This window comes from Lysobacter sp. Soil_C_15 (assembly GCF_057657315.1).
In genome coordinates, this window is record NZ_JBDGIR010000004.1 from 391,822 (window position 1) to 417,932 (window position 26,111).

The window sequence follows — 26,111 nt, forward strand, 5'->3', positions numbered from 1 at the left end:
CAGCCCGGCTCCACCACCGGAGCCGGAGCGACCGCAGCGACCGGCTCCGGACCCAGCGGGACGATGATGCCGACCGAAGCCAGCACGTCGCCGAACCAGTCTTCCGACTTGCCGTTGCGGTCGACGCCGTTGACGCTGTTGTCGTCGAAGTCGGCGCGGTAGGCCAGCTCGGTGCGGATGCCGACGCGGCCCAGGTCGCCCTGGACGCCGACGCCGACCTTGGCGGCGAAGTTGCCGTCCTTACGCTCGGCCGGCGACAGCGGCGAGTTGACCACATACTCTTCTTCCGAGCGCTGGTAGCCCAGGCCCATCAGCAGGTACGGGTTCCAGTTGCGGCCTTCGGTGACGAAGTGGCGGCGCAGGTCGAGCGAGATGCCGTACTGGCTCCAGTTGGCGTCCTGGTTGGCGTCGAACTTCGGGTTCTGATAGTTCAGCTCGCCGTCCAGCGACCAGTTCGGGTTGAGGAACTTGCCCAGGCCGATCGCGCCGAACGGAGCGTTGCGGGTGCCGCGGTCGTTGTCCTGGACGTTCATGCCGGCCGAACCGGTGAGGTACCAGCGGTCGTCGAAGTCCTGCGCGCTGGCGACCTGCGCGAGGCTCAGGCCACCCAGCAGGGCGGCGCAGAGGAGTTTCTTATTCATCTTGTAGCTCCTGGTTCAGAAAATTCGGAAAACCGCGTCTGCGAGGTTTCTACCGTTCAGGACGGTCGCCTGGATGACGCCATCCCGCGCAGGTTAGGTTTGCCAACGTGAAAGCGGTGTTAACAACCGTCTAACATATCGACGCGCAGCGTCACCGAATCGCTGCGAGTCGTGATTCGTTCAGTTTCGATGTACGCAAAGCCGCGGCCGGCTTTGCGCACACGAATGAGTCGCCGTGGCGATGCTCTATTACTTGGCCGAGGCGAACAGGCCGAGGAACTCGGTGATCGGCAGCGCTTCCAGTTCCTCCGGCTTGGCCGCCAGGGCCAGCAGGCGCTCGGCCTGGGCGGCCGGCAGCTTGGCCCGGATCGCCGCTTCGAACTTGGCCATCAGCACCGGGATGCCTTCGGCGCGGCGCTTGCGGTGGCCGATCGGGTAGTCGATCGAGACCTTCTCGGTCGAGCTGCCGTCCTTGAAGAACACCTGCACCGAGTTGCCGATGTAGCGCTTCTCGGGATCGAAGTAGTCCTTGGTGAACTGCTCGTTCTCCTTGACCACCATCTTGTCGCGCAGCGCGTCGATGCGCGGGTCGGCGGCGACCGCGTCGACGTAGTCGTCGGCGGTCAGGCGGCCGAAGATCAGCGGCACGGCGACCATGTACTGCAGGCAGTGGTCGCGGTCGGCGTAGTTGGCCAGCGGGCCGGTCTTGTCGATGATGCGCACGCCGGCTTCCTGGGTCTCCAGCTCGACGCGCTCGATCTGGTCGAGCTTGTCCTTGACCTGCTCGTGCAGCTTCATCGCGCACTCGACCGCGGTCTGGGCGTGGAACTCGGCCGGGAAGGAGATCTTGAACAGCACGTTCTCCATCACGTAGCTGCCGAACGGACGCTCGAACTCGAACTGCTTGCCCTTGAAGGCGATGTCGTAGAAGCCCCAGGTCTTGACCGACAGCGCGCTCGGGTAGCCGACCACGCCCTTGTTGGCGTTCAGCGCATGGGTCACGGCGCGGCGGCAGGCGTCGCCGGCGGCCCAGCTCTTGCGCGGGCCGGTGTTCGGCGCGTGGCGGTAGGTGCGCAGCACGCCGTTGTCGATCCACGAGTGCGAGACCGCGGTGACGATCTCGTCCTTGCCGCCGCCCAGCATCTGGGTGGTCACGGCGGTCGAGGCCAGGCGGACCAGGATCACGTGGTCCAGGCCGACCCGGTTGAACGAGTTCTTGAGCGCGTAGCCGCCCTGGATCTCGTGGGCCTTGATCGCGTGGCCGAGCACGTCGCGCACGGTCATCGCCTGGCCGCCTTCGGCCTCGGCCTTGCGGCCCAGGTAGTCGGCGACGCCGAGGATGGCGCCGAGGTTGTCGGAGGGGTGGCCCCATTCGGCCGCCAGCCAGGTGTCGTTGAAGTCGAGCCAGCGGATCTGCACGCCGATGTTGTAGGCGGCCTGGACCGGGTCGAGCTCGTAGGAGGTGAACGGCACGCGCGCGCCGCCCTTCATCTCGCCGCCCGGCACCAGCGGGCCGAGGTGCTTGAGGCATTCCTTGTGGTCCATCGCCAGCGCCGCGCAGGCCAGCGAATCCAGCAGCATGTAGCGCGCGGTGTCGAAAGCCTCCTTCGAATCGATCTTGTAGTCGGCGACGTAGTCGGCGATGTCGACCATCGGCTTGTCGGGATCGGGGCGGACGGTCGAACGGATGTCGAAGTGGCTCATGTGCAAGAGGCCTGCGGGTGAGTGAGCCGGCTATTTTGCCAGACGGCGGGGAGCCGGCGGCACGGGCGGCCGGCGCGGGCAGGCGGCGCGGACAGGAACGGCAAGCCGCGGGCGGCGGCGCGGATCAACAATCGCGCCGCAGCCTCCTGATTGCGAACAGGAACGGAACGATCAGGCGCGCCGACCCAACTTGGAAATCGTCCGGCGCAGGATCACCCTGGACGCATGGACATCCCCACTCGCCTGCCGACCCTGTTCCTCTCGCACGGCTCGCCGATGCTGGCCCTGGAGGACTCGCCCGCCGGACGTTTCCTCGACGATCTCGGCCAGCAACTGCCGTGGCCGCGGGCGATCGTGATCGCCTCCGCCCACTTCATGACCGAGCGGCCGATGGTCGGCGGCCACGAGCGCCCGCACACCGTGCACGACTTCGGCGGCTTCCCCGAACCGCTGTACCGGATCCAATACCCGGCGCCCGGCCTGCCGCGGCTGGCCGAAGAGATCCGCGACCGCCTCGCCGATGCCGGCCTGGAGGCGCGCCTGCGCGACAACCACGGTCTCGACCACGGCGTCTGGGTGCCGCTGCGGCGGATGTACCCGCAGGCCGATATTCCGGTAGTGCCGCTGTCGGTGATGCCGCACGGCGACGCGCGGCGCCATTACGCGGTCGGCCAGGCCCTGGCGTCGTTGCGCGACGAGGGCGTGCTGGTGATCGGCTCCGGCGGCTTCGTGCACAATCTCGGCGATCTGGACTGGGCCGACCGCGACGCGCCGATGCCGGCCTGGGCGGCCGAGTTCGCCGACTGGATGCGCCGGCGCCTGGCCGCGCACGACCTGCCCGCCCTGCTCGACTGGCAGGCGCAGGCGCCGCATGCGCATCGCGCCCATCCCACGGTCGAACACCTGATGCCGCTGTTCGTCGCCCTCGGCGCCGCCGGCGAAGCCCCGACCGCGCGCGGCCTGCACCGCTCGCACGAAATGGGCTCGCTGGCGCTGGATGCGTTCGCGTTCGATTGATGGCCGCCAGCGCCGAGGCCCCGGCGAAGTAACGGAGCGGCAGTGTCGGGTCTGGATCCATTACGGCGGCATGGTTTTCCGCGCATCCGATGGTCGCGGCTTGCGCCGCTCCTACAGACGACAGCTTCGAGCTTCGATCACTGACGACAGTCTTGGATTTTCTGCGCGTCCCTTGGCCGCGGATTGTGACCGCAGGAAATCCCCGTGGGACGCCGCTCCTACAGGGGCCGGACGCGGCAAGATCGGCGAATGCAATCGCGGCTCGCGCCTCAGCCGCCGCGTTCCCATGGCGGCACCTCGCCGAACGACTCGGCGACGAAGTCGATGAAAGCGCGCACCCGCAGCGGCACGAAACGGCGCTGCGGCATCACCGCACTGATCGCCGTGTCCGGCAGGCGGTAGTCCGGCAGCACCTGGACCAGGCGGCCGCTGCGCAAGTCCTCGTGCACGTGCCAGACCGAGAAATGGGCGATGCCCAAGCCCGCCGCCGCGGCGTCGCGCAGCACTTCGCCGAAGTTGCTCTCGATCCGGCCGTTGACCCGCACCGTGGTCGCGACGCCGTCCGCGTCGAGCAAGCGCCAGTCTTCCATCCGCCCCTGCCCGCCCACCAGCACCAGGCATTCGTGCCCGATCAGATCCTGCGGCGTGCGCGGCGCGCCGTGCCGGCGCAGGTACTCGGGCGCGGCCGCCAGCACGCGCCGGTTGTCGGCCAGCTTGCGCGCGACCAGGCTGGAATCGTCGAGCGGGCCGATCCGGATCGCCAGGTCCATACCGGCGGCGATCAGGTCCAGGTTCTGGTCGGTCAGGTTCACGCTCAGCCGTACCGCCGGGTAGCGGCGCTGGAACTCGGCCAGCAGCGGCGACAGGTACATGCGCCCGAATGCGGCCGAGGTGGTGACCCGCAACAGTCCGGCCGGCTCGCTGCCGGCGCGGCGCAGGTCGGCGGTCAGCGCCTCCAGTTCCTCGATCAGGCCGCGGCCGCGCTCGGCCAGGGCCTGGCCTTCGGCGGTGGCGTGCAACTGGCGGGTGGTCCGGTGCAGCAGGCGCACGCCGAGCTCGCGCTCCAGCCGTTTCAGGCGCTGGCTGGCGACCGCGACCGACAGGTCCAGGCTGCGCGCGGCGGCGCTGATCGAACCCAGGTCGAGCACGCGCAGGAACAGCTGCAGGTCGGCGATGCGGTCCATGCCACTTTCAATAATTCGTTGATAGTGATTCGCCATCCTGGCGGTTTTTCCACAAGATGCAAGCGCCCAGACTGCCGCGCATCGCCCCTTACGGATGCGCCTCATGCACGCCGCCCCCGCTCCCTCGTCCGCCCCGGCCAGCGCCGCCGGCGGACGCCTGCCGATCGCCCTGTACGCCCTGACCGTGGGCGCGTTCGGCATCGGCACCACCGAATTCGTGATCATGGGCCTGCTGCTGCAGGTCGCCGCCGACCTGCAGGTCGGCCTGGCCGCGGCCGGGCTGCTGATCTCCGGCTATGCGCTGGGCGTGTTCGTCGGCGCGCCGGTGCTGACCGTCGCCACCGGGCGCATGCCGCGCAAGGCGGTGCTGGTCGCGCTGATGCTGATCTTCACCCTCGGCAACATCGCCTGTGCGATCGCGCCCAACTACACCGTGCTGATGATCGCGCGAGTCATCACCTCGCTCGCCCACGGCACCTTCTTCGGCGTCGGCGCGGTGGTCGCCACCGGCCTGGTGCCGGCCGACAAGAAGGCCTCGGCGATCTCGATCATGTTCACCGGCCTGACCGTCGCCACCCTGCTCGGCGTGCCCGCCGGCGCCTGGCTCGGCCTGCAGTTCGGCTGGCGCTCGACCTTCTGGGCGGTGGCCGCCATCGGCGTGATCGCGACCGTGGTGATCGCCGGCCTGGTGCCGGCCGACCGCAGCAAACCCGAGCCGGTGGCGCTCCGTCGCGAACTGAAGGCGGTGCTGCATCCGCAGGTGCTGCTCGGCCTGGCGATGACCGTGCTCGGCTTCGCCGGCGTGTTCACCGTGTACACCTTCATCCAGCCGATCCTGACCCGGATCAGCGGCTTCGGCGAGGCCGCGGTGTCGCCGATCCTGTTGGTGTTCGGCGGCGGCATGATCCTCGGCAATCTGATCGGCGGCCGCTTCGCCGACAAGCGCCTGGCGCCGGCGCTGATCGGCACCCTGATCGCCCTGGCCGCGGTGCTCGGGATCATGACCTTCGCCCTGCATCATCAGATCGCCGCGATCGCTTTCGTCGGCCTGCTCGGCGTGGCTGCGTTCGCGACCGTGCCGCCGCTGCAGCTGTGGGTGCTGCAGAAGACCGACCCGGCCGGGCAGAACCTGGCCTCCAGCCTCAACATCGGCGCATTCAATCTCGGCAACGCGCTCGGCGCCTGGCTCGGCGGCGCGGTGATCGAACACGGCCCCGGCCTGGGCGCGGTGACCTGGGTCGCGGCGCTGGTGACCGTGTCGGGCCTGCTCCTGGCGCTGTGGGCCGCGCGCCTGGATGCGCGGCCGCGTCGGCGCGAAGCCAGCGTGCCCGCCGACGCGGCTACCTGCGTCGCAGGTTGAGCCGAATGCGCCAGCGCTCAGCCCGGCGGCAGCTCCAGGCCAGGCAGCTCCAGGCCAGGCAGTCCCAGGCCGGGCAGTAGCGGCAGGCGTTCGCTCAGGAACTCCAACAAGGCCCGCGTGCGCACCGGCAGGTAGCGGCGGGCCGGATACAGCAGATACAGCTCATGCGCCGACGCCCGCCACTGCGGCAGGATCCACTGCAAGCGCCCTTCGTCGACCAGGTCCTGCACCAGCCAGGCCGGCGCCAGGCCGATGCCGCTGCCGATCAGGAAGCTTTCGCGGATGCCCAGCGAGTTGTTGATCCGGTAGCGGCCGTCGCCGCGCAATACCGCGGTCTCGCCGCCGGGGCCGTGCAGGGTGTAAGTGTCCCCGGCCCAGGCGAAGCGCAGGTAATCGTGCGCGGCGGTGTCGCCGGGGCTCAGGATCGGCGCATGCCGGGCCAGATACTCGCGCGAAGCGACCAGCCCGCGCGGCGATACCGCGGCACGGCGCGCGACCGCGTTCGGCGGCAGGTTGGCGCCGATGCGCAGGGCCAGGTCCATGCCTTCTTCGACCAGATCGACGTAGCGATCGTTGAGGATCAGTTCGACCTCGACCTGCGGATGCAGGGCCAGGAATTCCTGCACCAGCCGGTTGAGGCGCAGCACGCCGACGCTGACCGGCGCGGCCACGCGCAACAGCCCGGCCGGAGTTTCGCTGAGCCCGCGCGCATCGGCCACCGCCTCGCCGTATTCCTCCAGTACCCGCCGCGCGCGCTCGTAGAAACGCCGGCCTTGCTCGGTCGGCGCCAGATGGGTGGTGCTGCGTTGCAGCAGGCGCACACCGAGTTCCTGCTCCAGCGCGGCCACGGTCTTGCTGACCGTGGGCTGGGTCGTGCCGAGTTCGCGCGCGACCGCCGACAGGCTGCCGAGTTCGACCGCGCGCACGAAGGTCTGCAAGCCGCGAAGCGTGTCCATGGGCGGTTCGGGCGACTCCGGGCCATGCCCATTCCGAAATGGAATGAGCCCCATGCGATCTTGCCCGCTACTAGCGAATTCCGGAAGAGCCTAACGTGGTCGGCGTCGACTCCCCGACCCCATTGCGGACCCCACTCATGAACATTTCCCGCCTGCTCTCCCCCCTTGCCGCCGCGGCGCTCGCCCTGGGCCTGGCCTCGCCGGCCCGGGCCGCCGACGCCCAAGCCGCGCCGCATTGGGTCGGCACCTGGATCGCCAGCCCCCAGGCCACCTGGGGCGCCGATTTCGTCCTGCCCAACGGCGCCCCGGCGCGCCTGCACGACCAGACCCTGCGCCAGGTGGCGCGGGTCAGCGTCGGCGGCGGCCGGGTCCGGATCGCCCTGTCCAATGCCTACGGCGATGCGCCGGTGACCATCGGCGCGGCGCGCATCGCCCGCAGCGCCGGCGGCTCGCGGATCGAACCGGGCAGCGACCGGGTACTGACCTTCGGCGGCCGGCGCGAGGTCACCCTGCTGCCGGGCGCGCCGGTGCTCAGCGACCCGGTCGAGCTGAAGCTCGCCGCGCTCGCCGAAGTCGCGGTCAGCCTGTACCTGCCGCAGGACACCGCCTTGCGCAGCTTCCATTGGGAAGGGCGCCAGGATGCGTTCCTGGTCGCCGGCGACCGCACCGCCCAAGCCCGGCTGGACGGCGGCGACGTGCTGCAGACCCGGCCTTTGCTCAGCGGCGTCTATGTCGAAGCCGCGCAGCCGGTGCGGCGCGTGGTCGCGTTCGGCGACTCGATCACCGACGGCGCCGCGTCCACCCCCAACCGTTACCAGCGTTGGCCGGACCTGCTCGCCCAGCGCCTGGCGCCGCGCGGCGTCGCCGTGCTCAACGCCGGCATCTCCGGCGCACGCGTGCTCAGCGACGGCATGGGCGTCAGCGCGCTGGCCCGGTTCGAGCGCGACGTGCTCAGCCAACGCCCGGATACGGTGGTGCTGCTGATGGGCATCAACGACATCGCCTGGCCCGGCAGCAGCTTCGAACCGGCGCGCGAGGCGGTCGACGCGCAACGCCTGATCGACGGCTATCGCCAGTTGATCGCTCGCGCCCGGCTGCAGTCGGTGCGCATCGTCGGCGCCACCCTGACCCCGTTCGAAGGCGCCCTGCCCGGCACGCCGATCCACGATTACTACAGCCCGGCCAAGGAACGGGTGCGGCAGACGGTCAACGCCTGGATCCGCGACAGCGGCGAGTTCGATGCGGTGGTCGATTTCGACGCGATCGTCCGCGACCCCCAGCGTCCGAGCCGGTTCCTGCCGGTCTACGACTCCGGCGACCGTCTGCATCCCGGCGACGCCGGCTACCGCGCCATGGCCGCCGCGCTCGACGAGCCGCTGCTGTTCGGACCGCGCTGACGCCGACGCGGCTCGGCGGCGGCGCGGCTTGGCGACCCGCAGCTCGACAACGACGAACCTGCGCTTGATCCACAATCCGGCATCGATGCCCGCGATGCCGGTTCTCCTCCCCTCCCCTCGGAGTCCGCAATGAAAGCCGTAGCCCTGATCCGCCACCTGCCGATCGACGATCCGCAATCCCTGCTCGAATTCGACCTGCCCACGCCGGTCGCCGCCGGCCACGATCTGCTGGTGCGGATCGAAGCGGTCTCGGTCAATCCGGTCGACACCAAGGTGCGCCGCTCCAAACCGGCGACCGAGGTGCTGGCCGAGCCGCGCGTGCTCGGCTACGACGCCGCCGGCACGGTCGAAGCGGTCGGCGCAGCGGTGAGCCGATTCAAGGTCGGCGATCGGGTCTACTACGCCGGCGACATCGGCCGTCCCGGCAGCAACAGCGAATGGCAGCTGGTCGACGAACGCATCGTCGGCCGCGCGCCGACCTTGCTGAGCGCGGCCGAAGCGGCGGCCTTGCCGTTGACCGCGATCACCGCCTGGGAACTGCTGTTCCAGCGCATGCCCTACGACAGCGAGCGCGGCGGCCGCGGCCGCCGCCTGCTGATCGTCGGCGGCGCCGGCGGCGTCGGCACGATCGCGATCCAGTTGGCCAAGCGCGCCGGGTTCGAGGTGATCGCCACCGCCTCGCGCCCGCCCAGCATCGAATGGTGCAAGCGCTACGGCGCCGACCACGTGATCGATCACTCGCAGCCGCTGGCGCCGCAGTTGCAGGCGCTGGGCTACGAGCAGATGGACGCGGCGCTGAACCTGGCCGACACCGACCGCTACTGGACCGAACTGGGCCAGTTGCTCGCGCCGCAGGGCCACGTCGGCCTGATCGTCGAGCCGACCGGGCCGCTGCACATCGGCGATCCGTACAAGGCCAAGTGCATCGGCATCCACTGGGAAATGATGTTCGCCAGGCCGCGCTTCGGTACCGCCGACCTGATCGAACAAGGCCGCCTGCTCGACCGCGTCGCCGAGCTGATCGACGCCGGCGAACTGCGCGGCAGCCACGCCGAAACCCTGGGCGCGATCAACGCCGAGAACCTGCGCGAAGCGCATCGCCGGCTGGAATCGGGCGCCACCATCGGCAAGCTGGTGCTGGCCGGCTGGTGAGCCGGCCCGGTTACGCCACGAGAAGGCGCCGCATCGACGATGCGGCGCCCGGGACCGTCGCTCCGGCCGCAACCGCGGCGGCCGGTCGCAAGGATCAGAACTTCGCCTGCACGTTGAGGAAGAACGCGCGTCCGATGTAGTCGTAACCGCTGTACAGCGGTGCGTTGCCGACCCGGTTGTAAGCGCCTGACTGAGAGATCACCCGCGGCTCGGCGTCGAACAGATTGCGCACGCCGCCGGTGACCGACCACTTGTCCCACTTGTACTGCGCGGACAGGTGCGAGAGGTAGTAATCCTCGGTGTGCATCTTGTACGGCGAGGTCGCCTTTTCCAGGCCGTAGTAGCCGTAGCTCTGCGTCGCGTCGACCCATTCCAGGCCGTAGCGGAGCTTCCAGTTCTTCCAGTCGTAGGTGGTATCGAGCATGGCCACCATCGACGGCGAGGCCACGTTGCCGTTGACGTCGTCCAACTCGTCCTCGGCGAACAGCTTGTTGGACTGTTCCAGGAAGTGGCTTGCCTGCAGGGTGCTGCGCAGGGTGCCCGGGCCGATTTCGCGCACGTAGCGCACGGTGAAGTCCAGGCCGCGCACGCGGTCGGTGGCCAGGTTCACGTAGCTGTCGTGCACGCGCAGGGCGTTGCTGCCCGGGGTACGCGGGTCGACCAGGCGGCAGAAGCCGCCGCCGCTGCGGAAATCCGGGTCGTTGTAGCAACGGTCGAGGATGCCGCTGCCGCCAGCGCGGGCGACGCCGTTCTCGACTTCGATTTTGTAGTAATCGACCGCGAACGACAGGTCGCCGATACTCTTGGGCAGTTCCGGCTGCAGGACGATGCCGGTGGTGAAGTTGGTCGAGGTTTCGGCCTTCAGGCCCTGCTCGGCGCCGCCGGCGGTGATGATGGTGATGCTCTGAGTCGCGCGGAAGTCCGGCGCCAGGCCCTCGGCGCGGCAATTGGCGGCCAAGGCGACCGAGGCGTCGGGATCGACGCCGTACTCGTTGCAAGGGTCGCCGGTCGCGGACAGGAAGCCGGTAGTGCCGCCGAGGAACTGCTCGAACAAGGCCGGCGCGCGGTAGGACGTGCCGTAGGACGCGCGCAGGGTCAGCCAGTTCACCGGGGTCCACAGGCCGCCGAGCTTGTAGGTCTTGTCGCCGCCGTAGGACTGGTAGTCGGTGTAGCGGGCCGACACGTTCATGGTCAGCTCCTGCGCGCCCTTCAGGCCCGACAGCAGCGGCACTTCCAGTTCGCCGTAGATTTCCCGCACCGAGTCCTTGCCGCGGGTCGGGGCGGCTGAGGTCAAGTTCAGCAGGTTGGCGTTCTGCGAATCCAGCGCCGGGGTGTCGTCGATCTTGGCGCGGCGGTACTCGATGCCGAACGCACCGCGCACTTGGCCGTAAGGCAGCGAGAACAACGGACCGTCGATCGCGAAATTGGCGGTACTCTCCTCGTACAGGGTGCTGCTGTGGAACGGGCGGAATACGTAGTTCTTCCAATTTTCCGGCAACGCGCCTGCGATCACCTGCGAGGTCAGGAACGGCGCCGCGACGCAGCCGCCGGCCGGGTTGCGGCAGACGAAGCCGCCGCCGGGCGCGGCGACCGCATCCAGGCTGCGGGTCATGCGGTCGATCATGAACGCTTCGGCGGTGTAGTCCGCGTCCGACCGCGACTTGCTGAGCATGAAGTCGTAGCGCCAGTCGGTCCAGACGAAGTCGCCGCGCACACCGGCGATGGCCTTCAAGTAGTCGACGGTCTGCTCGCCGTGATCGTTGCCGAAGCCGATGAAGGCGCGCACGCCCAGCGGACGGCCGCCGGTGGTCTCGGTCGGCGCGGCCTGGACCTGGCTGGTCTGCAGGAACGCCGGCAGCAGCGGGCTGCCGCGGTAATAGTCCAAGGTCAGCTGGCGATAGCCGGTCTGGCTGGACTCGCGGCGGTTGGCGAGCACTTCGAAGTACAGCTCGGCATTGCCCAGCGCCTGCAGGTCGAACGCACCCTGGACGAAGCCGGTGCGCACCTCCACCGGCGAGATCAGCGAGCGGTTGAGCATGCGCGGATCGAAGGTATCGCGCACGTTGAGGCTGTTGGCGCCGCCGCCGACGCCTTCGAAGCCCGGCAGGCCGGTGGTGATGGCCGCGTTCGGACGCCAGCGATTGAAGCTGGTGCCGACCGAGCCGGCCGCGCCGACGCCGGTGCGGGTGTTGGTGCCGATGGTGTTGATGGTGACGCCGTTGGAACCGGTGCCGGTGATCGGATAGCACTTCGGCCGTCCGGTCAACGGATCGACGAAGTCGGCGCTGCCCCAGGCGCCCACGCCGGTGACGTTGCCGGCGCTGTCGCGGCTGACGGTGCGGCGATAGTCGGTATTGCAGCGGGTCCAGTCGCGGTCGCCGAGGTTCAGGTCATCGCGATCGTAGGCCTCGAACGAGCCGGAGATGCTGAAGCGGTCGCCGGTCTTGCCCCAGCCGAGCGAGTAGCGGGTTTCCTCGCCGCCGCCGTCTTCGGTGGCGTTGTACTGGGCCTCGACCGAAAATCCGTCGATGTTCTTGCGGGTGATGATGTTGACCACGCCGGCGACCGCGTCGGAGCCGTAGATCGACGAGGCGCCGTCCTTGAGCACTTCGACGCGATCGATCATCGAGGTGGGCAGCACGTTGAGGTCGGCCGAACCGACCGAGCCGCGCGAACCGGCCGGCGCGACGCGGCGGCCGTTGAGCAGGATCAGGGTGCGGGTCGGGTCCATGCCGCGCAGGCCGAGCGTGTTGGCGCCAGGACCGCCGTTGGTGACGAAACCGCCGTACGCGTTGTTGATCTGCGCCGAGCCGCCGGTCACGGTATTGCTCTGCAACGCGCCGGTGGTCGAATTGAAACCGGCCAGGGTGGTCTCTTCGCGGGTGATCACCTGCAGCGGCGACACCGAGGTGAAGGTGTCGCGGCCGATACGCGAACCGGTGACCGTCACCGTCTCCAGGCTGGTCGCCTCTTGCGCGGGCTTGGCCGCCTTTTTCTCGTCGGCGGCCGCGGTGTCCTGCGCGAAGGCGAGGCCGGCGTTGGGAAGGATCAACGCTGCGATCAGTGCGCAGCAAAGACGGTGCCGCCGCGGAGCGGCGAGGCGACGTGAAGCCATAGGTTTTCCCCCGGAATCAAAGTGTGCTTAAGAACTTCTTTGACGTTCTGTCTGAATACAGTCGGCCGGCTTCGCGTCCATCGCAGCAGTCGGCGGCTTTCGAAGGCCGAATCCCACATTCGACCGAAGCGAACGTAACGGAGCGAACGCGCATTCGCTAATTACAAAAACGAATGATAATTACCGTTAGCTATCAACGCGCACGCAAACATCAGCAAGCACATTTATCAGTGTGCTATCGCGCATTTTTCAGCCATGAAAACGCGGTTGTCACACTGTCTTATCGCCAATTCTTATCTCGCAATTGGCACATTACTTCGCTGCATTCTCCGCTTGGATCCGCTGACGCGGCTCCCGACATCCAACAACGCGCGCCTGTTATGACCTCCCTACCTCGGCCAAAAAATACCAGGCACGGTTTTCCGTGCCTGGCAACGAAGCCCGCTGCGTGCGGGCCCAGCGCGAGCTCGTTTACGCCGCTTCGACCGCGGCGCGCGCGACCTCGTAACCGTCGAACACCATCGACGCCGAGGCGCGTCCCTGAGTGAGCGAACGCAGGCTGGTGGTGTAGCCCGACAACTTCGCCAGCGGCGCGCGTGCGGTCACGTCGCTGCGGCCGCCGTTGTCCTGGATCGCCAGGACCCGGCCGGAACGCCGCTGCACGTCGCCGACCACATCGCCGACGTGGGCCGCGGGCGTATCCACTACCAACGCCATCACCGGCTCGAGCAAGGTCGTGCCGGCTTGCGCCAGCGCCGCCTTCAGCGCCTCGGCCGCGGCGATCTGGAACGCCAGTTCCGAGGAGTCCTTGGCGTGGGTTTCGCCGTCGACCAGGGTCACGCTCAGCCCCACCACCGGGAAGCCGCGCGGTCCCTCGGCCAGCGCCGCGCGCAGGCCCTTCTCGGTCGCGGCGACGAAGTTGCGCGGCACCGCGCCGCCGACGGTCCGGTCGACGAATTCGAACCGGCCGTCGTCGCGCGGCGCCACATCGACGATCACCCGCGCGAACTGGCCGATGCCGCCGTTCTGCTTGGCCTGCTTGCCCTCCACGCCGCGCACCGCGCGGCTCGGCGTTTCCTGATAGGCCACGCGCGGCGAACCGGTGCGCACCTCGACGTTCCACAACTCGCGCAAACGGTCGACCATCACCTCCAGGTGCAGCTCGCCCATGCCCCAGACCAGGGTTTCGCCGGTATCCGCATCGGTGCCGACGCGGAACGACGGATCCTGCTGGGCCAGGCTGGCCAGGCCCTGGCCGAGGCGGATCAGGTCGCTGGACTTGCCTGCGGTCAGCCGCCACGACAGCACCGCCGGCTGGGCCTGGATGCTGTCCAGCGCCAGGCGCCGGCCGGCGTCGCTGAGCGTCTCGCCGCTGACCGCGTCTTTCCAGCCCGCGATCGCGACGATCTCGCCGGCGTAGGCCACGTCCACGTCCTGCCCGCGGTCGGCCTGCACGACCTGCAGCCGGCCCACGCGCAGCGCCTTTTCGCGCCGCGACGCCCACACCGTGTCGCCGACCCGCAGCGTGCCCGAGTACAGGCGCACGAAGCTCAGCGCACCGTGTTCGTGGTGCACGATCTTGAACACCAGACCGGCCAGCGGGCCGTCGGCATCGGCCGCCAGCGCGACCTCGCCGCGCTCGCTCTGCGCACGCACCGGCGGACGCTCCAGCGGCGACGGCAGATAGTCGACGATGGCGTCGAGCAGCGCTTCCACGCCCTTGTTCTTGAACGCGGACCCGGCCAGTACCGGGGTGCCGGCGCCGGCCAGCGTGGCCCGGCGCAGCGCCGCCTTCAGCGACACGGCGTCGATGGCGCTGCCGTCCAGGAACGCTTCGGCGAGCGCATCGTCGTGATCGGCGACGGCTTCGACCAGGCGCTGCCGCGCCGGCTCGAAAGCCTGCGTTTCCGACTCGGTCCAGGCGCGCCGCGACAACATGCCGCGCTCGTCCCAGGACAGGCGTTCGCGCGCGACGTAGTCGATCCAACCGCTGAGCTCGGATTCCGCGCCCACGGTTTCGCCCAGCGCCCACGGCACTGCGTCGAGCTTCTCGCGCATCTGCGCGAGAGTACGTTCGAGCGAAGCGCCGACGCGGTCCATCTTGTTGACGAAGGCGATCAGCGGCACGCCGTGGCGGCGCGCCTGGCGCCACACGGTTTCCGATTGCGGTTGCACGCCGTCGACGCCGCTGAACACCGCGACCGCGCCGTCGAGCACGCGCAGCGAGCGTTCGACTTCGATCGCGAAGTCGATATGGCCGGGCGTATCGATGACGGTCAGGCGATGCTCGTCGCCGTCGTGCGGCGTCCAGCGCGCCTGCACGGCGGCCGCGCCGATGGTGATGCCGCGGCGGCGTTCGATCGGATCGAAATCGGTGGTCGTGGCGCCGTCGTGGACTTCGCCGGTGCGATGGATCGCGCCGGTTTTCCACAGCAGCCGTTCGGTGAGGGTGGTTTTGCCCGCGTCGACGTGGGCGATGATGCCGAGGTTGCGCCAGCGACGGGCGGGGATGGTGCTGAGGAGCGGGGTGTTCATAAGAGTGTTCGCATTCGTGGCCAACGCGTGGGACGCCGCGCGCCCCGGTTGGCGACGGGACGCGCGGCTAGGCTTGGGTTTCGGCCGTGGTATTCACGACACGTTCTCCTTGGGTTTCAGGCGGACTGCGGCGATGGGAGACCGGCGATCGCCGGCGGCTCGGGAATTGCGGGCAACAAAAAAGCACCCTTGCGGGTGCTTTGTTCTCTGCGGCATCGCACGACGCGGGTCAGTTCGACCGCGAAGCGAAGACTGCAGGAGGCAGGCGCACCCGGCCTGCGCTCGCGCGCAGGGCGTTCAGCGATATCAGGAGCGGGAAGCGCTGCATGACGGAGTGGCCTGAAAGAGGGGTTGTTGCGTTTGCATAGAGTAGACCCGGCGCTACGCCAGTCAAGCGTTGCGCTGGTGCGGACGATGGGATTTATCGTTCCAGGCTTGAGAAGTTCGCCGTTGCTGTTGCGGCGACAAGAGATCGAAAGCAAATCCCCCCTGCCCTCCTTTTCAAAGGAGGGAACAGCAACGGCGGGGAACGCAACGGGGACCGCGGTTCGAGCCATGGCGGCACTATCGATGGCGCGCGAGCCGTGGCCCCCTTTGAAAAAGGGGGCCGGCGCCCGGCGCGGGCTTCGCTGCTGAGTGGCGCGCGGAGCGCGGGGGATTTGCTGTTGCTGTTGTGGCGACAGAGCGAAAGCAAATCCCCCCTGCCCCCCTTTTCAAAGGGGGGAACAGCAACGGCGGGGAACGCAACGGGGACCGCGGTTCGAGCCATGGCGGCACTAACGATGGCGCGCGAGCCGTGGCCCCCTTTGAAAAAGGGGGACCGGCGCCCGGCGCGGGCTTCGCTGCTGAGTGGCGCGCGGAGCGCGGGGGATTTGCTGTTGCTGTTGCGGCGACAAGAGAGCAAAAACCAATCCCCCTGCCCCCCTTTTTCAATGGGGGGGAACGGCGATGGCAAAGCCGCGACGGGGCGGCGAACGCTAAGCCGCCTTGCTGGGACCGCCTTTGCTCAGGCGGCCTTGCCGGCGGCGTCGACCTGGCGCTTGAGCACCGCGACCGGCTCGGCCCAGGCGTTGCCGCCGCGGCGCTTGCTGGTGGTCAGCACCAGGTCGGAGGGATCGAACACGTTGAGGTTGTGGGTGATCGGCGTGGTCAGGATGTACTGGGCGTCGGTGGCGCGCAGGAAGCGGCCGACCTTTTCGATGTTGAACACGTCCAGGTGGGCGAAGGGCTCGTCGATGAACACGAAGCCGCCCGGCTGGTCTTCGTCGCGCAGCAGCGCGACCAGCAGCAGCAGCGACTTCATCACCTGCTGGCCGCCGGAGGCCTCGCCGTCGTCGAGGCCGATCCAGCCCTTGCGGTCGAAGTCGAACCGCACCGACAGGCCGGCCTGGGCCAGGGCGACGTCGTTGTTGGCCAGCTCCGGCATGTCGGCGTCGACGCCGATGCCGGCCAGTTCGCCCAACGCGACCAGGTTCTTCTTGTAACGGCGCACGGTCGCGCGCAGCACGTTGATGTAGGCGCCGCGCGCTTCCTCGGTCAGGCGCTTGGCCCGCTCCAGGTGCGCCTCGCGGCGCATGATCGAGCTGGCCAGTTCGTCGTGGTCGGCGCCGATCTTGTCGCGCAAGGGCACGCAGGACTCGTCGACGACGAAGCCGCCGCGGGTCAGGCGGTCGTCGATGCGGTCGAGCTCGCGCCGCACCGCCGAAGCGCTTTCGTATTCCTCGCGCGCCGCGGCCAGCGCCGCCGCGCTGCGCCAGTCCGCCGGCATCAGGCCGCGCTTGCGCCGGTAGTCGAGGATGCGCTGGATCAGGCTGTGGCGTTCGCCGTTGATCTGTTGCGCCCGCTCGCGCAGCTCGCGCGCCAGGGCGTCGATCTGGCCCTGGCGCTTGGCCGCGGCGATGCCTTCGGCCTTGTCCTGCTCGCCGGCCGCGTCGATCTGCGCGCGCGCCTGGGCCAGGGCCGCGGCGGCTTCGGCGGCGGCTTCGGCCAGCGCCGGCAGGCGTTCCTGGGCATCGGCGAATTCGGCCGCGCGGGTCACCAGTTCCTGGGTCGCGTCCAGGCCGAGCAGGCGCGACTGGTCGGCGTCGACGCGCTGGTTGAGTTCCTGCAGCTCGGCCTCGCGCGCCTGCGCGCGCTGGGCGATGGCGGTCTGTTCGGCGCGCAGTTCGGCCAGCTGCGACTGGCGCGCGCCGCTGCCGAAGTGCTGCTGGTTGCCGCCGATGTGGCGGCCGCCGCGACTTTCTCGCAGGTAGCCCTTCTGGGTGATCCAGTCCTGCGAGGCCGGCAGGCGCGAGCCGTGCTCGATGTCGGTGACCCGGCGGATGCGGTCGAGCTGGCGCGGCAGCCAGGCCGGCGGATCGGCCGAGAAACGCACCACTTCCAGCAGCGAACCGGCGCTGGGCTTGGGCACCGGCGCCCGCTCGGCGACGATGAAATGCCGGTACTGCAGGCTTTCGCCGAGCTTCCAGGCTTCGCGCGCGTGTTTCGGGTTTTCCAGCACCAGCAGATGCCGGTACGGCGCCAGCACCGCTTCCACCGCCACCGACCATTGCGGGTCGGCGATCTCGACCAGTTCGGTCAGCACCCGGTGGTCGATGTTCGCGCGGTCCAGCGCGGCGCGGAAGTCGCGTTCGAACGGCTCGACGATGCGGCCGCCGCCGCTGAGCGCGGCGAGCTGGGCGGAGATCTCGCCGGCGCGCTTGCGGTCGCGCTCGGCCTCGAGCTTGAGCTCGGCCTGGCGGCGGCGTCCGCTCTCGACGCCGGCGCTGAGCGCGTCGATGTCGAGCGCGCCGCGCTGGGCCTGCAGCCTGGCCAACTCGTCGCGGCGTTTGACCAGCATTTCCGCGTCGCGGGCGGCGTCGCGGGCCTGGGTGAAGGCCTGCTCGCTGGCGCCGACCTGGCGCCGCGCCTCGCGCATCGCTTCCTGCAGCACGTCGCGTCCCTGCGAGGCGACGGCGTCCTGCGCCTGCATCTCGTCCAGCGCGCGCTCGCGCTCGCGCAGCGCGCGGCGCAGGCCGGTCAGGCGCGGCTTGGCGCCGTCGATGACCGCGCGCTGTTCGGCCAGCTCGACCTTCGGCGCGACTTCGGTTTCCAGGCGCTGGCGCTGGTTGCGCAGCGCGTTGTATTCCTCGAACGAGCGTACGTCGGCCTTGGCCGATTCCAGGCGCAGGTGCAGGCCGGCCAGGTCCTGGCCGAGCTGCTGCAGCTCCTTCTCGACGTCGAACTGCTCGGTGCGCGCGCGCTGGTAGTCGTCCAGCACCGCCTTGTCCTCGAACACGTCGAAGATCAGCTGCAGCAGTTCGCGCGGCGAGTACTGGCAGAGCTTGTCGGTGGCGCCCTGCTCCAGGGTCAGCACCCGGCAGATCGCGCGGGTCAGGCCGGCGCCGGCCAGGCGCACGCGGTAGTCGCGCACGCCGAGCCATTCGCCGCCCTGCTCCAGGGTCTCCACCGCCACATCGCCGCCGACGATCTGGTAGTCGCGGCTCCAGTCGCCGCCGCGCTTGCGCACCCGGCAGGCCAGGGTGACCAGTTCGTCCTTGATCGGGAAGAACGGCCGGCCGCCGCGCCGGTCGGGGCGGTTGCTGACCACCGCGCGCAACCAGGCGTAGGGCTTGCCGTTGTGGCGCAGATAGGTCTTGTAGTCGCGCGCGGTGTCGCGGTCCTCGATCGCCAGCAGGGTACGCAGGGCGTCGAGCAGGGTGGTCTTGCCGGAACCGTTCGGCCCGACCACGGTGACGATGGACGCGTCCAGCGGCAGCTGGAAACGCTGCCAGTAGTCCCAGTGCACGACTTCGAGCGAGCGGAATTCAAACATCGGCCGCGGCCTCCTGGTCGTGCTTCATGTCGGTGCCGGCGGACGCCCGATGGGCGTCGCCTTCGTCTGGGTCTTCGTCGTCTGCGTCCGTCGTCGCCGAGGGTTCGGCCGCGGCCTCGTCGTCGGGCGCAACGGCGCCGGCCGCGCCGTCGGGATCGGCGCCGGCTTCGGTCTCGGTTTCTTGTCCGGTTTCGTCTTCGGCCGCCGCATCCGCCGCCCGCTCCAGCGCGGCATCGGTCTCGGCGGCCGCGGTCGCCGCGGCCAGCGCCGCGAACGCGGCGTCCTCGTCGCCGACGTAGGCGCCGACCCGGATCGCCGCGGCGGCCGCCTCGTCCTCGGCGTCGCCGTCCAGGCCCGCGGCCGCGTCGAGCAGCGCCTGTTCGTTCGCGTGCTGGCGCGCCTCGGTCACCACGAACGACAACGCGCCGTCCATGACCCGGCCGGCGATGCGTTCGTAATCGAAGGCCAGGTCCAGCAGCGGCCCCTCATGGATGCGCTCCTTGCGCCGGGTGATGAAGCCCTGCCGCGCCAGCGAACCCAGGTTGAACTGGATCCGGGTCTTGCCGCCGAGCTTCTCGCCGAAGTCGGCGAGCAGGGTGCGCTCGTTGATCGGCTCGACCACTTCGGCGCCGACCGGAATCGGCTTGAGCTCGGCGAACATCTGCTCCTGGTCCTGGTCGCGGTCGGCCTGCTGGCGCGCGATCTGGCGTTGGCGCTTGGGCAGCACCAGCAGCGCCCACAGCACCACCAGCAGGGCGATCGCGTCGCGGTCCAGTTGCAGGTTGGTCGCCGACCAGGCCTTGGCGCTGCCGAACGCAGCCGATTCCTGCGGCCGGGCGATGCCGACCGCGACGTTGGCCGCGTAGGGATGCTCGAGCAAACGCAGGCCCGCGGCGGCCAGGCGCCGGTCCAGGTCGTTGCGCAGTTCGGCGTCGGTCAGCAGTTCGCGCACCGAGGCGTCGTCGCGCGGCAGCCAGCGCTCGGCCAGCAGGCGCGCGATCAAAGAAGCGATGGGGTCGTTCATCGTTTAAGCGGTGTCCTTGGCCGGCTTGGCGCGGCGCGGCTTGGCCGGCGCGTCCGCGGAGGCGGTCTTGTTCTTGGGTCTGGGCTGGGCGCGTTGGGGCGCAGCGGGCTCGCCCTCGCCCTCGTCGGGCTTGGGCGCGCGCCGGCGCGCGCTGCGCTGTTGACGCAGTTGTTCTTCGCTAAGGGTTTCCAGGCGGCCGCGGCTCATGTAGGCGACGCCGGCGCGGCCGACGGTTTCGAATTCGGTGTCGATCTTCCACGCCAGCGGCAGGCGCGCCATCTGCGCGCTGACGCCTTCGCGGTTCTCCGCGCCCGGGTCGCCGATCAGGCCCAACAGCGACAGGCGATAAGCGCTGATCGAGAAGCTGTCCTGCGGCACCAGTTCGCACAGGCCGGCCGCGTCGACGGCCAAGCCGGCCAGTTCGTCCAGCCAGCGCTCGGCGTACTGGAAATCGGTGGCCGCAGCGGGCGAACCGTCGGCGTTGGGCGCGGCCTGCGCCGGCGGCAGCGACTGGTCCTCGCGCGCCTCGCGCTCGCGTTCGACCAGTTCGTACTCGGCCACGTCCAGCGCGATCGGCGCCAGCACGAAGGCCGGGATCGCGGTGCGCGCGAGCACGTCCTCGGACAACGCGGCGAGCGCATCGATGTCGAGCTCGCGCAGGAAGCGGTTGACGTCCGAGGACGACAGGCCGCTGGCGCCGAGGTGCACACGATGCCGGTCGAGCTGGCTCAACGCGCGCTGGAACACCGAAGCCTGGCGCAGCATCGCGCTCTGGGCGCGGCCGATCTGCTGGGCGACGCGGTGGGTCACGCTGTCCAGGTCCTGGTCGGCGGCGATGTCCTCGACGATCTCGGTGCCCTTCTCGATCCAGCGCCAGGCCTGCTGCAAGGTGCCGGCGGCGCGCAGGATGCGGTGTTCCGAGCCGCTGAGCACGGCCTGATCGAAGTCCTCGCGCAACTCGTTCAGGCGAGACAGCAGGTGTTGCAGGTCGTCGGCGCTGACCCGGCCCACCGCCTGGCCGGCGGCGATCTGGGCGGTGACGTAGGCCAGTTCGTCGCCTTCGCGGTTGAACTGCAGCAGCAAGCCGATCGAGGCCAGGGCCTGGCGCCCGACCGGGCTGATCCGGTAGCGCTGGGTTTCGCCGTCCCACAGCAGCAGCCCGTTTTCGCGCAGGCGGCCGAGCACGGTGTCGAACTTGATCGGCTCCAGGTAGGCGAAATGCTCGCGCAGCTCCTGCGGGCTCCAGTCCGGGGCCTGCCCGCGCTCGCCGATCGCCCGCAGCACCAGCAGGCGCACCATCACCGACTCTTCGCCGCCGTGGAACAGGGTCGAGAACGCGCGCAGCAGCTCGCGCGCGCCCAGCAGGGGCTGCAGGTCCGGCAGATCGGCCGCCGACATGTCGGCGCGCAGATAGTCCTGAAGGCTGGGATCGAAGGCGGGGTCCATGGAATCCGGACGACTAGGGGTCGGGCATGTTCGGCGATGGGTCCGGCCGTGACAACCGTTGCAATCGGCGGCGTTCGGTGCCTGTCCTCGCGCGGCCTCGACGCGGAGCGTGCCGGCGCTTGAATTACGGCGCTTTTCCCGGCATCGTGCATATTCCATACGCCAGCGTATCCAGCCAGCATGTCCTCGGCCGCCCTCTCCGCCCCGCTCGTCTCCGACGCCGCCCCGCACCCGCTGTATCCGCACCTGTTCGCGCCGCTGGACCTGGGTTTCTGCACCCTGCCCAACCGGGTGCTGATGGGGTCGATGCACACCGGCCTGGAGGACAAGGCGGCCGACTTCCCCAAGCTGGCGGCGTATTTCGCCGAGCGCGCCGCCGGCGGGGTCGGCCTGATCGTCACCGGCGGCTTCGCCCCCAATCTGGTCGGCTGGCTCAAACCGTTCGGCGGCAAGCTCAGCTGGCCCTGGGAAGTCGGCAAGCACCGCCAGGTCACCCGCGCCGTGCACGAGCACGGCGGCCGCATCTGCATGCAGATCCTGCACGCCGGCCGCTACGGCTATCACCCGCTGCAGGTCGCGCCGAGCAAGCTCAAGGCGCCGATCAACCCGTTCACTCCGCGTGCGCTGTCGGCCGGCGCGGTCGAACGCCAGATCAAGGCCTTCGTCAACGCCGCCCGGCTGGCGCGCGAGGCCGGCTACGACGGGGTCGAGGTGATGGGCTCGGAAGGCTATCTGCTCAACCAGTTCACCGTGCCGCGCACCAACCAGCGCAGCGACGCCTGGGGCGGCGACGCCGCCAAGCGGATGCGCTTCTGCGTGGAAATCGTCCGCCGCATCCGCGAGGCCTGCGGCCCGGACTTCATCATCGTCTACCGGCTGTCGATGATCGACCTGGTCGACGAAGGCTCGACCTGGAGCGACGTGGTCGCGCAGGCGCGGGCGGTCGAGGCCGCCGGCGCGACCCTGATCAACACCGGCATCGGCTGGCACGAGGCGCGGGTGCCGACCATCGCCACCTCGGTGCCGCGCGGCGCCTTCACCGGCATCACCGCCCGGCTCAAGCCGGAGGTGCGGATCCCGCTGGTCACCACCAACCGGATCAACATGCCCGACGTCGCCGAACGCATCCTCGCCGACGGCGACGCCGACATGGTGTCGATGGCGCGGCCGCTGCTGGCCGACCCGGCCTGGGTGGCCAAGGCGCGCGACCGCCGCGCCGCCGACATCAACACCTGCATCGGCTGCAACCAGGCCTGCCTGGACCACGTGTTCGAGAACAAGCACGCCAGCTGCCTGGTCAACCCGCGCGCCTGCGCCGAGACCGAACTGAACTACCTGCCGGCCGCGGCGCCCAAACGCGTCGCCGTGGTCGGCGCCGGTCCCGCCGGCCTGGCCTGCGCCACCGTCGCCGCCGAGCGCGGCCACCGGGTGACCCTGTTCGACGCGGCGGCCGAGATCGGCGGCCAGTTCAACCTGGCCAAGAAGGTCCCAGGCAAGGAGGAGTTCCACGAAACCCTGCGCTACTTCGGCCGCCGCATCGAGCAGACCGGGGTCGAGCTGCGCCTGGGCACGGTGGCCGATGCGCAGAGCCTGCAGGACTACGACGAGATCGTCCTGGCCACCGGCATCGTCCCGCGCGAGGTCGCCTTCCCGGGCTCGGACCACGCCAAGGTGGTCAGCTACCTGGACGTGCTCAAGGGCCGGGTCGTGCCGGGCCGGCGCGTGGCCATCGTCGGCGCCGGCGGGATCGGCTTCGATGTCGCCGAGTACCTGGTCCACGAAGGCCATTCGGTCAGCCTGGACCCGGCCCGCTGGCGCGCCGAATGGGGCGTGGACCTGGACTACGCCGACAACCGCGGCGGACTGGTCGAGCCGCGGCCGGAACCGCCGGCGCGCGAGGTCTGGCTGCTGCAGCGCAGCGCCGGCAAGCCGGGCGCGAAGCTCGGCAAGACCACCGGCTGGATCCACCGCGCCACGCTGAAGGCGAAACAGGTGCGGATGATCGGCGGGGTCGAATACCTCGGCGTCGACGACGAGGGTTTCCATGTCAGCGTCGACGGCAGCCAGCAGGTGCTGCCGGTCGACCAGGTGGTGATCTGCGCCGGCCAGGAGCCGTTCAAGCCGCTCGCCGCCGAGCTGGCCGGCAGCGGCCGGCCGGTGCACGTGATCGGCGGCGCCGACGTCGCCGCCGAACTCGACGCCAAGCGCGCGATCGCCCAAGGCAGCCGCTTGGCGGCGCGCCTGTAAAACCCGGGTTTTTCCGCAGCTTTCGCGGCGCGAACGAGCGCGTCGCTGCGCGCTCGCGAACATCGCGCATACATATATATGTGTGCGCGCGTGAGCGACGGACGCGACGCGGCTCGAGTCGGCTTGCGTATCTGGCGCGCGGACTCGGGTCGCAGGCGGAGCGCTTTGTCTGCTCGTCCGATCGTTGCCGGGTGTCGAGGCGGTCGGGGCTGGCGTCGGCAGGCGCGGGGGCGCGGGGGCGCGGTCGAGGCTTGCGCCGCTCCTGCCCCGGGCGGGGGTTGATGTCGGATTTTTGACTCGGACGGGCGCCAATCCCAGTCGCTTTGGAGTCCACGACCGGCTGGAGACGCCGAAACGCGCATTCAGGCAAACCATACGGTTTGAGATCAGAAGTCCGTGAGACGGACTGGGCACGCTTCGTGCCGGCACAAAGCCCTGTAAAACCAAGGACCTGCCGCCTGTTCAGAATAAAAACTCCAACCAAAATAGGAACTTGGGTTTTCGACGTTCAGGTTTTGTTTGGTTAGGCGTCGCTACCGTTCGCCGACTTTTCCGCCGCCCCTGCAGAAGCGGCACCCACCACCGACCCGAGGCCCTGTTGGCCCGGATCCCGGTGACGGGGCAAAAGCGCGCCGCTAGAGCCGCTGCCCTCCCCAGTACGCCATGTTGGCCCAATCGCGGTTCCCCTCGCCCCCGCGGGCGGTGGAACCCCCGGTGCGGCCAGCGCAACGGAGCAAGGAGTCATCTGATGAAACTGGCCTGGATCCTGTGGTTGGCCTCGGTACTGCCGCCACAAACCGCCGATTCGCTGTGTTTGAGCACCACCGTGTACCTGGAAGCCCGCGACCAGTCCCTGCGCGGCCAACAGGCCGTCGCCGAGGTCGCCCTGCGCCGCCGCGACAGCGGCCTGTGGGGCGATACGGTCTGCGACGTGGTCACCGCCAACAAGCAGTTCGCCCCGACCCTGGTCTCCCCGGGCACCCGCCTGAGCAATAGCGAGGCCTGGACCGAGTCGGTCAACGTCGCCCTGGCGGCCGAGCGCAACTGGGCCCTGCCGAACGGCCAGCGCAAGGAAATCGTGCCCGGCGCCAGCCACTTCGCCGCCCACGCCATCGCCAGCCCGTCCTGGCGCAACGCCTACCAGGTCGCGGTCATCGGCGATCACACCTTCTACAAGGTGCAGAAGCTCAAGTCGCGGCGCGGCTGAGCCGGGGCTCGGGACTCGGGGCTCGGGACTCGGAAAAGCTTGGAGCTGCGCCGCTTCTGCTTTGCGAGTCCCGAGTCCCGAGTCCCGAGTCCCAAAACAATACACTCCGTTGCAGCACCCTCCTTGAGGATGCGAAACAGGTCGGTGATAGTCGCCGGCCTGTTTTTTTGTTTATCGCCATTACGGAGAGGCCCGCATGAAGCTCTATACCAAGCCCGGCGCGTGTTCGACCGCCGACCACATCGCCCTGCAGTGGACCGGCGGCGCGTTCGAGGTCGAGGTGCTCGACAAGGACACGATGAAGGCGCCCGCCTTCCTCGCGATCAATCCGGCCGGCGCCGTGCCCGCCGTGGTGGACGGCGAGTTCGTGCTGACCCAGAACTCGGCGATCATGGGCTACATCGCCGACTCGTTCCCGCAGGCGCGCCTGACCGGCGACGGCAGCGCGCAGCAGCACGCCGAGGCCGCGCGCTGGCTGGCGTACGTGAACTCCGACGTCCATCCGGCCTACCTGCCGATCTTCGCGCCGGGCAAGTTCCACCCCGATCCGGCCCAGGCCGACACGCTGCGCCAGCACGCGCGCGAACGCCTGCGCGCGATGTACGCCAGCGCCGACCGGCGCCTGGCCGACCGCGAATGGCTGGCCGGTTTCCGCAGCTACGCCGATCCCTATCTGTACATCACCCTGCGCTGGGCCGACTCGGTCAAGGTCGACCTGTCCGGCTACGAGCACCTGGCCGCGTTCAAGCGCCGCATGGAAGCCGATGCCGGCGTGCAGGCCGCGCTGAAGGCCGAAGGGCTGCTGTAAGAAGCACACGCGGTGCGGCTCCAGGGCCGCACGCAGCGCCCCGGGGAGCGCCGCCCCCCCCTTGCTGCAGGAGCGGCGTAAGCCGCGACAGCCGAAGCGACGTACGCGAGCGCGTTCGCCAAACCCGGTTGACCGGAGGGGTTCGTTCCGGGCGGCGTCTCGGCTTCGCAAAGCGACGTGGCATGCCGCGTCTTCGGTTGGTCGCGGCTCACGCCGCTCCTACGCGAGCCATCGCTGCTTGTAGGAGCGGCGTGAGCCGCGACAACCGCAGCGACGTACGCGAGCGCGTTCGCCAAACCCGGTTGACCGGAGGGTTCGTTCCAGGCGGCGTCTCGGTTTCGCAAAGCGACGTGGCATGCCGCGTCTTCGGTTGGCCGCGGCTCACGCCGCTCTTACACGAGCCATCGCTACTTGTAGGAGCGGCGTGAGCCGCGACAACCGCAGCGACGTACGCAAGCGCGATCACCCGAAGCCCGTACAGACGGGTTGCGGCATATCCACCGA

General features: G+C 69.5%; 16 protein-coding genes. 7 read left to right on the forward strand and 9 right to left on the reverse strand.

Going from position 1 to position 26,111, the window contains the following annotated elements; translation table 11 throughout:
• Both AC3A57_RS12185 and AC3A57_RS12190 read right to left on the reverse strand, forming a co-directional pair.
• On the reverse strand, nucleotides 1-641 hold a 641-nt coding region (locus AC3A57_RS12185), incomplete at its 3' end, for an outer membrane beta-barrel protein (RefSeq protein ID WP_487579163.1).
• Nucleotides 642-890: 249 nt separating this feature from the next.
• A complete protein-coding gene (locus AC3A57_RS12190) occupies nucleotides 891-2,345 on the reverse strand; it encodes a bifunctional 2-methylcitrate dehydratase/aconitate hydratase (protein WP_487579164.1) in 1,455 nt (484 codons plus the stop codon).
• 225 nt (nucleotides 2,346-2,570) lie between these two features.
• Here AC3A57_RS12190 and AC3A57_RS12195 point away from each other — a divergent pair, with 225 nt between their 5' ends.
• Entirely contained in the window at nucleotides 2,571-3,362 is a 792-nt protein-coding gene (locus AC3A57_RS12195) for a DODA-type extradiol aromatic ring-opening family dioxygenase (RefSeq protein ID WP_487579165.1), read from the forward strand.
• Nucleotides 3,363-3,631: 269 nt separating this feature from the next.
• On the opposite strand, the gene AC3A57_RS12200 is transcribed toward AC3A57_RS12195, so the two are convergent.
• Complete coding sequence (locus AC3A57_RS12200; RefSeq protein ID WP_487579166.1) at nucleotides 3,632-4,546, reverse strand: LysR family transcriptional regulator; 915 nt, start codon at nucleotides 4,544-4,546, stop codon at nucleotides 3,632-3,634.
• A gap of 103 nt (nucleotides 4,547-4,649) precedes the next feature.
• Between AC3A57_RS12200 and AC3A57_RS12205 the strand changes: the two genes are divergently transcribed.
• On the forward strand, nucleotides 4,650-5,906 hold the full coding sequence (locus tag AC3A57_RS12205) for an MFS transporter (protein ID WP_487579167.1): 1,257 nt from the start codon (nucleotides 4,650-4,652) through the stop codon (nucleotides 5,904-5,906).
• A gap of 17 nt (nucleotides 5,907-5,923) precedes the next feature.
• On the opposite strand, the gene AC3A57_RS12210 is transcribed toward AC3A57_RS12205, so the two are convergent.
• Nucleotides 5,924-6,862, reverse strand: coding sequence for a LysR family transcriptional regulator (locus AC3A57_RS12210; RefSeq protein WP_487579168.1), 939 nt, complete (start codon nucleotides 6,860-6,862; stop codon nucleotides 5,924-5,926).
• Nucleotides 6,863-6,999: 137 nt separating this feature from the next.
• Between AC3A57_RS12210 and AC3A57_RS12215 the strand changes: the two genes are divergently transcribed.
• A complete protein-coding gene (locus tag AC3A57_RS12215) occupies nucleotides 7,000-8,259 on the forward strand; it encodes an SGNH/GDSL hydrolase family protein (protein ID WP_487579169.1) in 1,260 nt (419 codons plus the stop codon).
• Nucleotides 8,260-8,388: 129 nt separating this feature from the next.
• Nucleotides 8,389-9,411, forward strand: a complete 1,023-nt coding sequence (locus tag AC3A57_RS12220; protein WP_487579170.1) for a zinc-binding alcohol dehydrogenase family protein — start codon at nucleotides 8,389-8,391, stop codon at nucleotides 9,409-9,411.
• A gap of 94 nt (nucleotides 9,412-9,505) precedes the next feature.
• On the opposite strand, the gene AC3A57_RS12225 is transcribed toward AC3A57_RS12220, so the two are convergent.
• The 5 genes from AC3A57_RS12225 to AC3A57_RS12245 all read right to left on the reverse strand — a co-directional run bounded on the left by AC3A57_RS12225 (nucleotide 9,506) and on the right by AC3A57_RS12245 (nucleotide 21,345).
• Entirely contained in the window at nucleotides 9,506-12,463 is a 2,958-nt protein-coding gene (locus AC3A57_RS12225; protein ID WP_487579171.1) for a TonB-dependent receptor domain-containing protein, read from the reverse strand.
• Between the two features lie 534 nt (nucleotides 12,464-12,997).
• Nucleotides 12,998-15,061 (reverse strand): elongation factor G, encoded by a 2,064-nt coding sequence (gene fusA, locus AC3A57_RS12230; protein WP_487579172.1) that lies wholly within the window; start codon nucleotides 15,059-15,061, stop codon nucleotides 12,998-13,000.
• Between the two features lie 1,006 nt (nucleotides 15,062-16,067).
• Complete coding sequence (locus AC3A57_RS12235) at nucleotides 16,068-18,875, reverse strand: AAA family ATPase (RefSeq protein ID WP_487579173.1); 2,808 nt, start codon at nucleotides 18,873-18,875, stop codon at nucleotides 16,068-16,070.
• Nucleotides 18,868-19,899, reverse strand: coding sequence for a hypothetical protein (locus AC3A57_RS12240; RefSeq protein ID WP_487579174.1), 1,032 nt, complete (start codon nucleotides 19,897-19,899; stop codon nucleotides 18,868-18,870). Before AC3A57_RS12240 ends, AC3A57_RS12235 begins: the two co-directional genes overlap by 8 nt.
• A 3-nt stretch (nucleotides 19,900-19,902) precedes the next feature.
• A complete protein-coding gene (locus AC3A57_RS12245) occupies nucleotides 19,903-21,345 on the reverse strand; it encodes a hypothetical protein (RefSeq protein ID WP_487579175.1) in 1,443 nt (480 codons plus the stop codon).
• Nucleotides 21,346-21,525: 180 nt separating this feature from the next.
• Between AC3A57_RS12245 and AC3A57_RS12250 the strand changes: the two genes are divergently transcribed.
• The 3 genes from AC3A57_RS12250 to AC3A57_RS12260 all read left to right on the forward strand — a co-directional run bounded on the left by AC3A57_RS12250 (nucleotide 21,526) and on the right by AC3A57_RS12260 (nucleotide 25,607).
• Nucleotides 21,526-23,592 carry an oxidoreductase gene (locus AC3A57_RS12250; RefSeq protein WP_487579176.1) on the forward strand — a complete coding sequence of 689 codons (2,067 nt, stop codon included), beginning with the start codon at nucleotides 21,526-21,528 and terminating at the stop codon, nucleotides 23,590-23,592.
• A gap of 748 nt (nucleotides 23,593-24,340) precedes the next feature.
• Nucleotides 24,341-24,799 (forward strand): cell wall hydrolase, encoded by a 459-nt coding sequence (locus tag AC3A57_RS12255; protein WP_221671633.1) that lies wholly within the window; start codon nucleotides 24,341-24,343, stop codon nucleotides 24,797-24,799.
• 196 nt (nucleotides 24,800-24,995) lie between these two features.
• Nucleotides 24,996-25,607, forward strand: coding sequence for a glutathione S-transferase N-terminal domain-containing protein (locus AC3A57_RS12260; protein ID WP_221671632.1), 612 nt, complete (start codon nucleotides 24,996-24,998; stop codon nucleotides 25,605-25,607).
• Nucleotides 25,608-26,111: the final 504 nt, after the last annotated feature.

Excerpts from the sequence above, each read along its gene's own strand:
- AC3A57_RS12190 (WP_487579164.1), bottom strand. The coding sequence starts at position 2,345 with ATGAGCCACTTCGACATCCGTTCGACCGTCCGCCCCGATCCCGACAAG.
- AC3A57_RS12195 (WP_487579165.1), top strand. The coding sequence starts at position 2,571 with ATGGACATCCCCACTCGCCTGCCGACCCTGTTCCTCTCGCACGGCTCG.
- AC3A57_RS12200 (WP_487579166.1), bottom strand. The coding sequence starts at position 4,546 with ATGGACCGCATCGCCGACCTGCAGCTGTTCCTGCGCGTGCTCGACCTG.
- AC3A57_RS12205 (WP_487579167.1), top strand. The coding sequence starts at position 4,650 with ATGCACGCCGCCCCCGCTCCCTCGTCCGCCCCGGCCAGCGCCGCCGGC.
- AC3A57_RS12210 (WP_487579168.1), bottom strand. The coding sequence starts at position 6,862 with ATGGACACGCTTCGCGGCTTGCAGACCTTCGTGCGCGCGGTCGAACTC.
- AC3A57_RS12215 (WP_487579169.1), top strand. The coding sequence starts at position 7,000 with ATGAACATTTCCCGCCTGCTCTCCCCCCTTGCCGCCGCGGCGCTCGCC.
- AC3A57_RS12220 (WP_487579170.1), top strand. The coding sequence starts at position 8,389 with ATGAAAGCCGTAGCCCTGATCCGCCACCTGCCGATCGACGATCCGCAA.
- fusA (WP_487579172.1), bottom strand. The coding sequence starts at position 15,061 with ATGAACACCCCGCTCCTCAGCACCATCCCCGCCCGTCGCTGGCGCAAC.
- AC3A57_RS12235 (WP_487579173.1), bottom strand. The coding sequence starts at position 18,875 with ATGTTTGAATTCCGCTCGCTCGAAGTCGTGCACTGGGACTACTGGCAG.
- AC3A57_RS12240 (WP_487579174.1), bottom strand. The coding sequence starts at position 19,899 with ATGAACGACCCCATCGCTTCTTTGATCGCGCGCCTGCTGGCCGAGCGC.
- AC3A57_RS12245 (WP_487579175.1), bottom strand. The coding sequence starts at position 21,345 with ATGGACCCCGCCTTCGATCCCAGCCTTCAGGACTATCTGCGCGCCGAC.
- AC3A57_RS12250 (WP_487579176.1), top strand. The coding sequence starts at position 21,526 with ATGTCCTCGGCCGCCCTCTCCGCCCCGCTCGTCTCCGACGCCGCCCCG.
- AC3A57_RS12255 (WP_221671633.1), top strand. The coding sequence starts at position 24,341 with ATGAAACTGGCCTGGATCCTGTGGTTGGCCTCGGTACTGCCGCCACAA.
- AC3A57_RS12260 (WP_221671632.1), top strand. The coding sequence starts at position 24,996 with ATGAAGCTCTATACCAAGCCCGGCGCGTGTTCGACCGCCGACCACATC.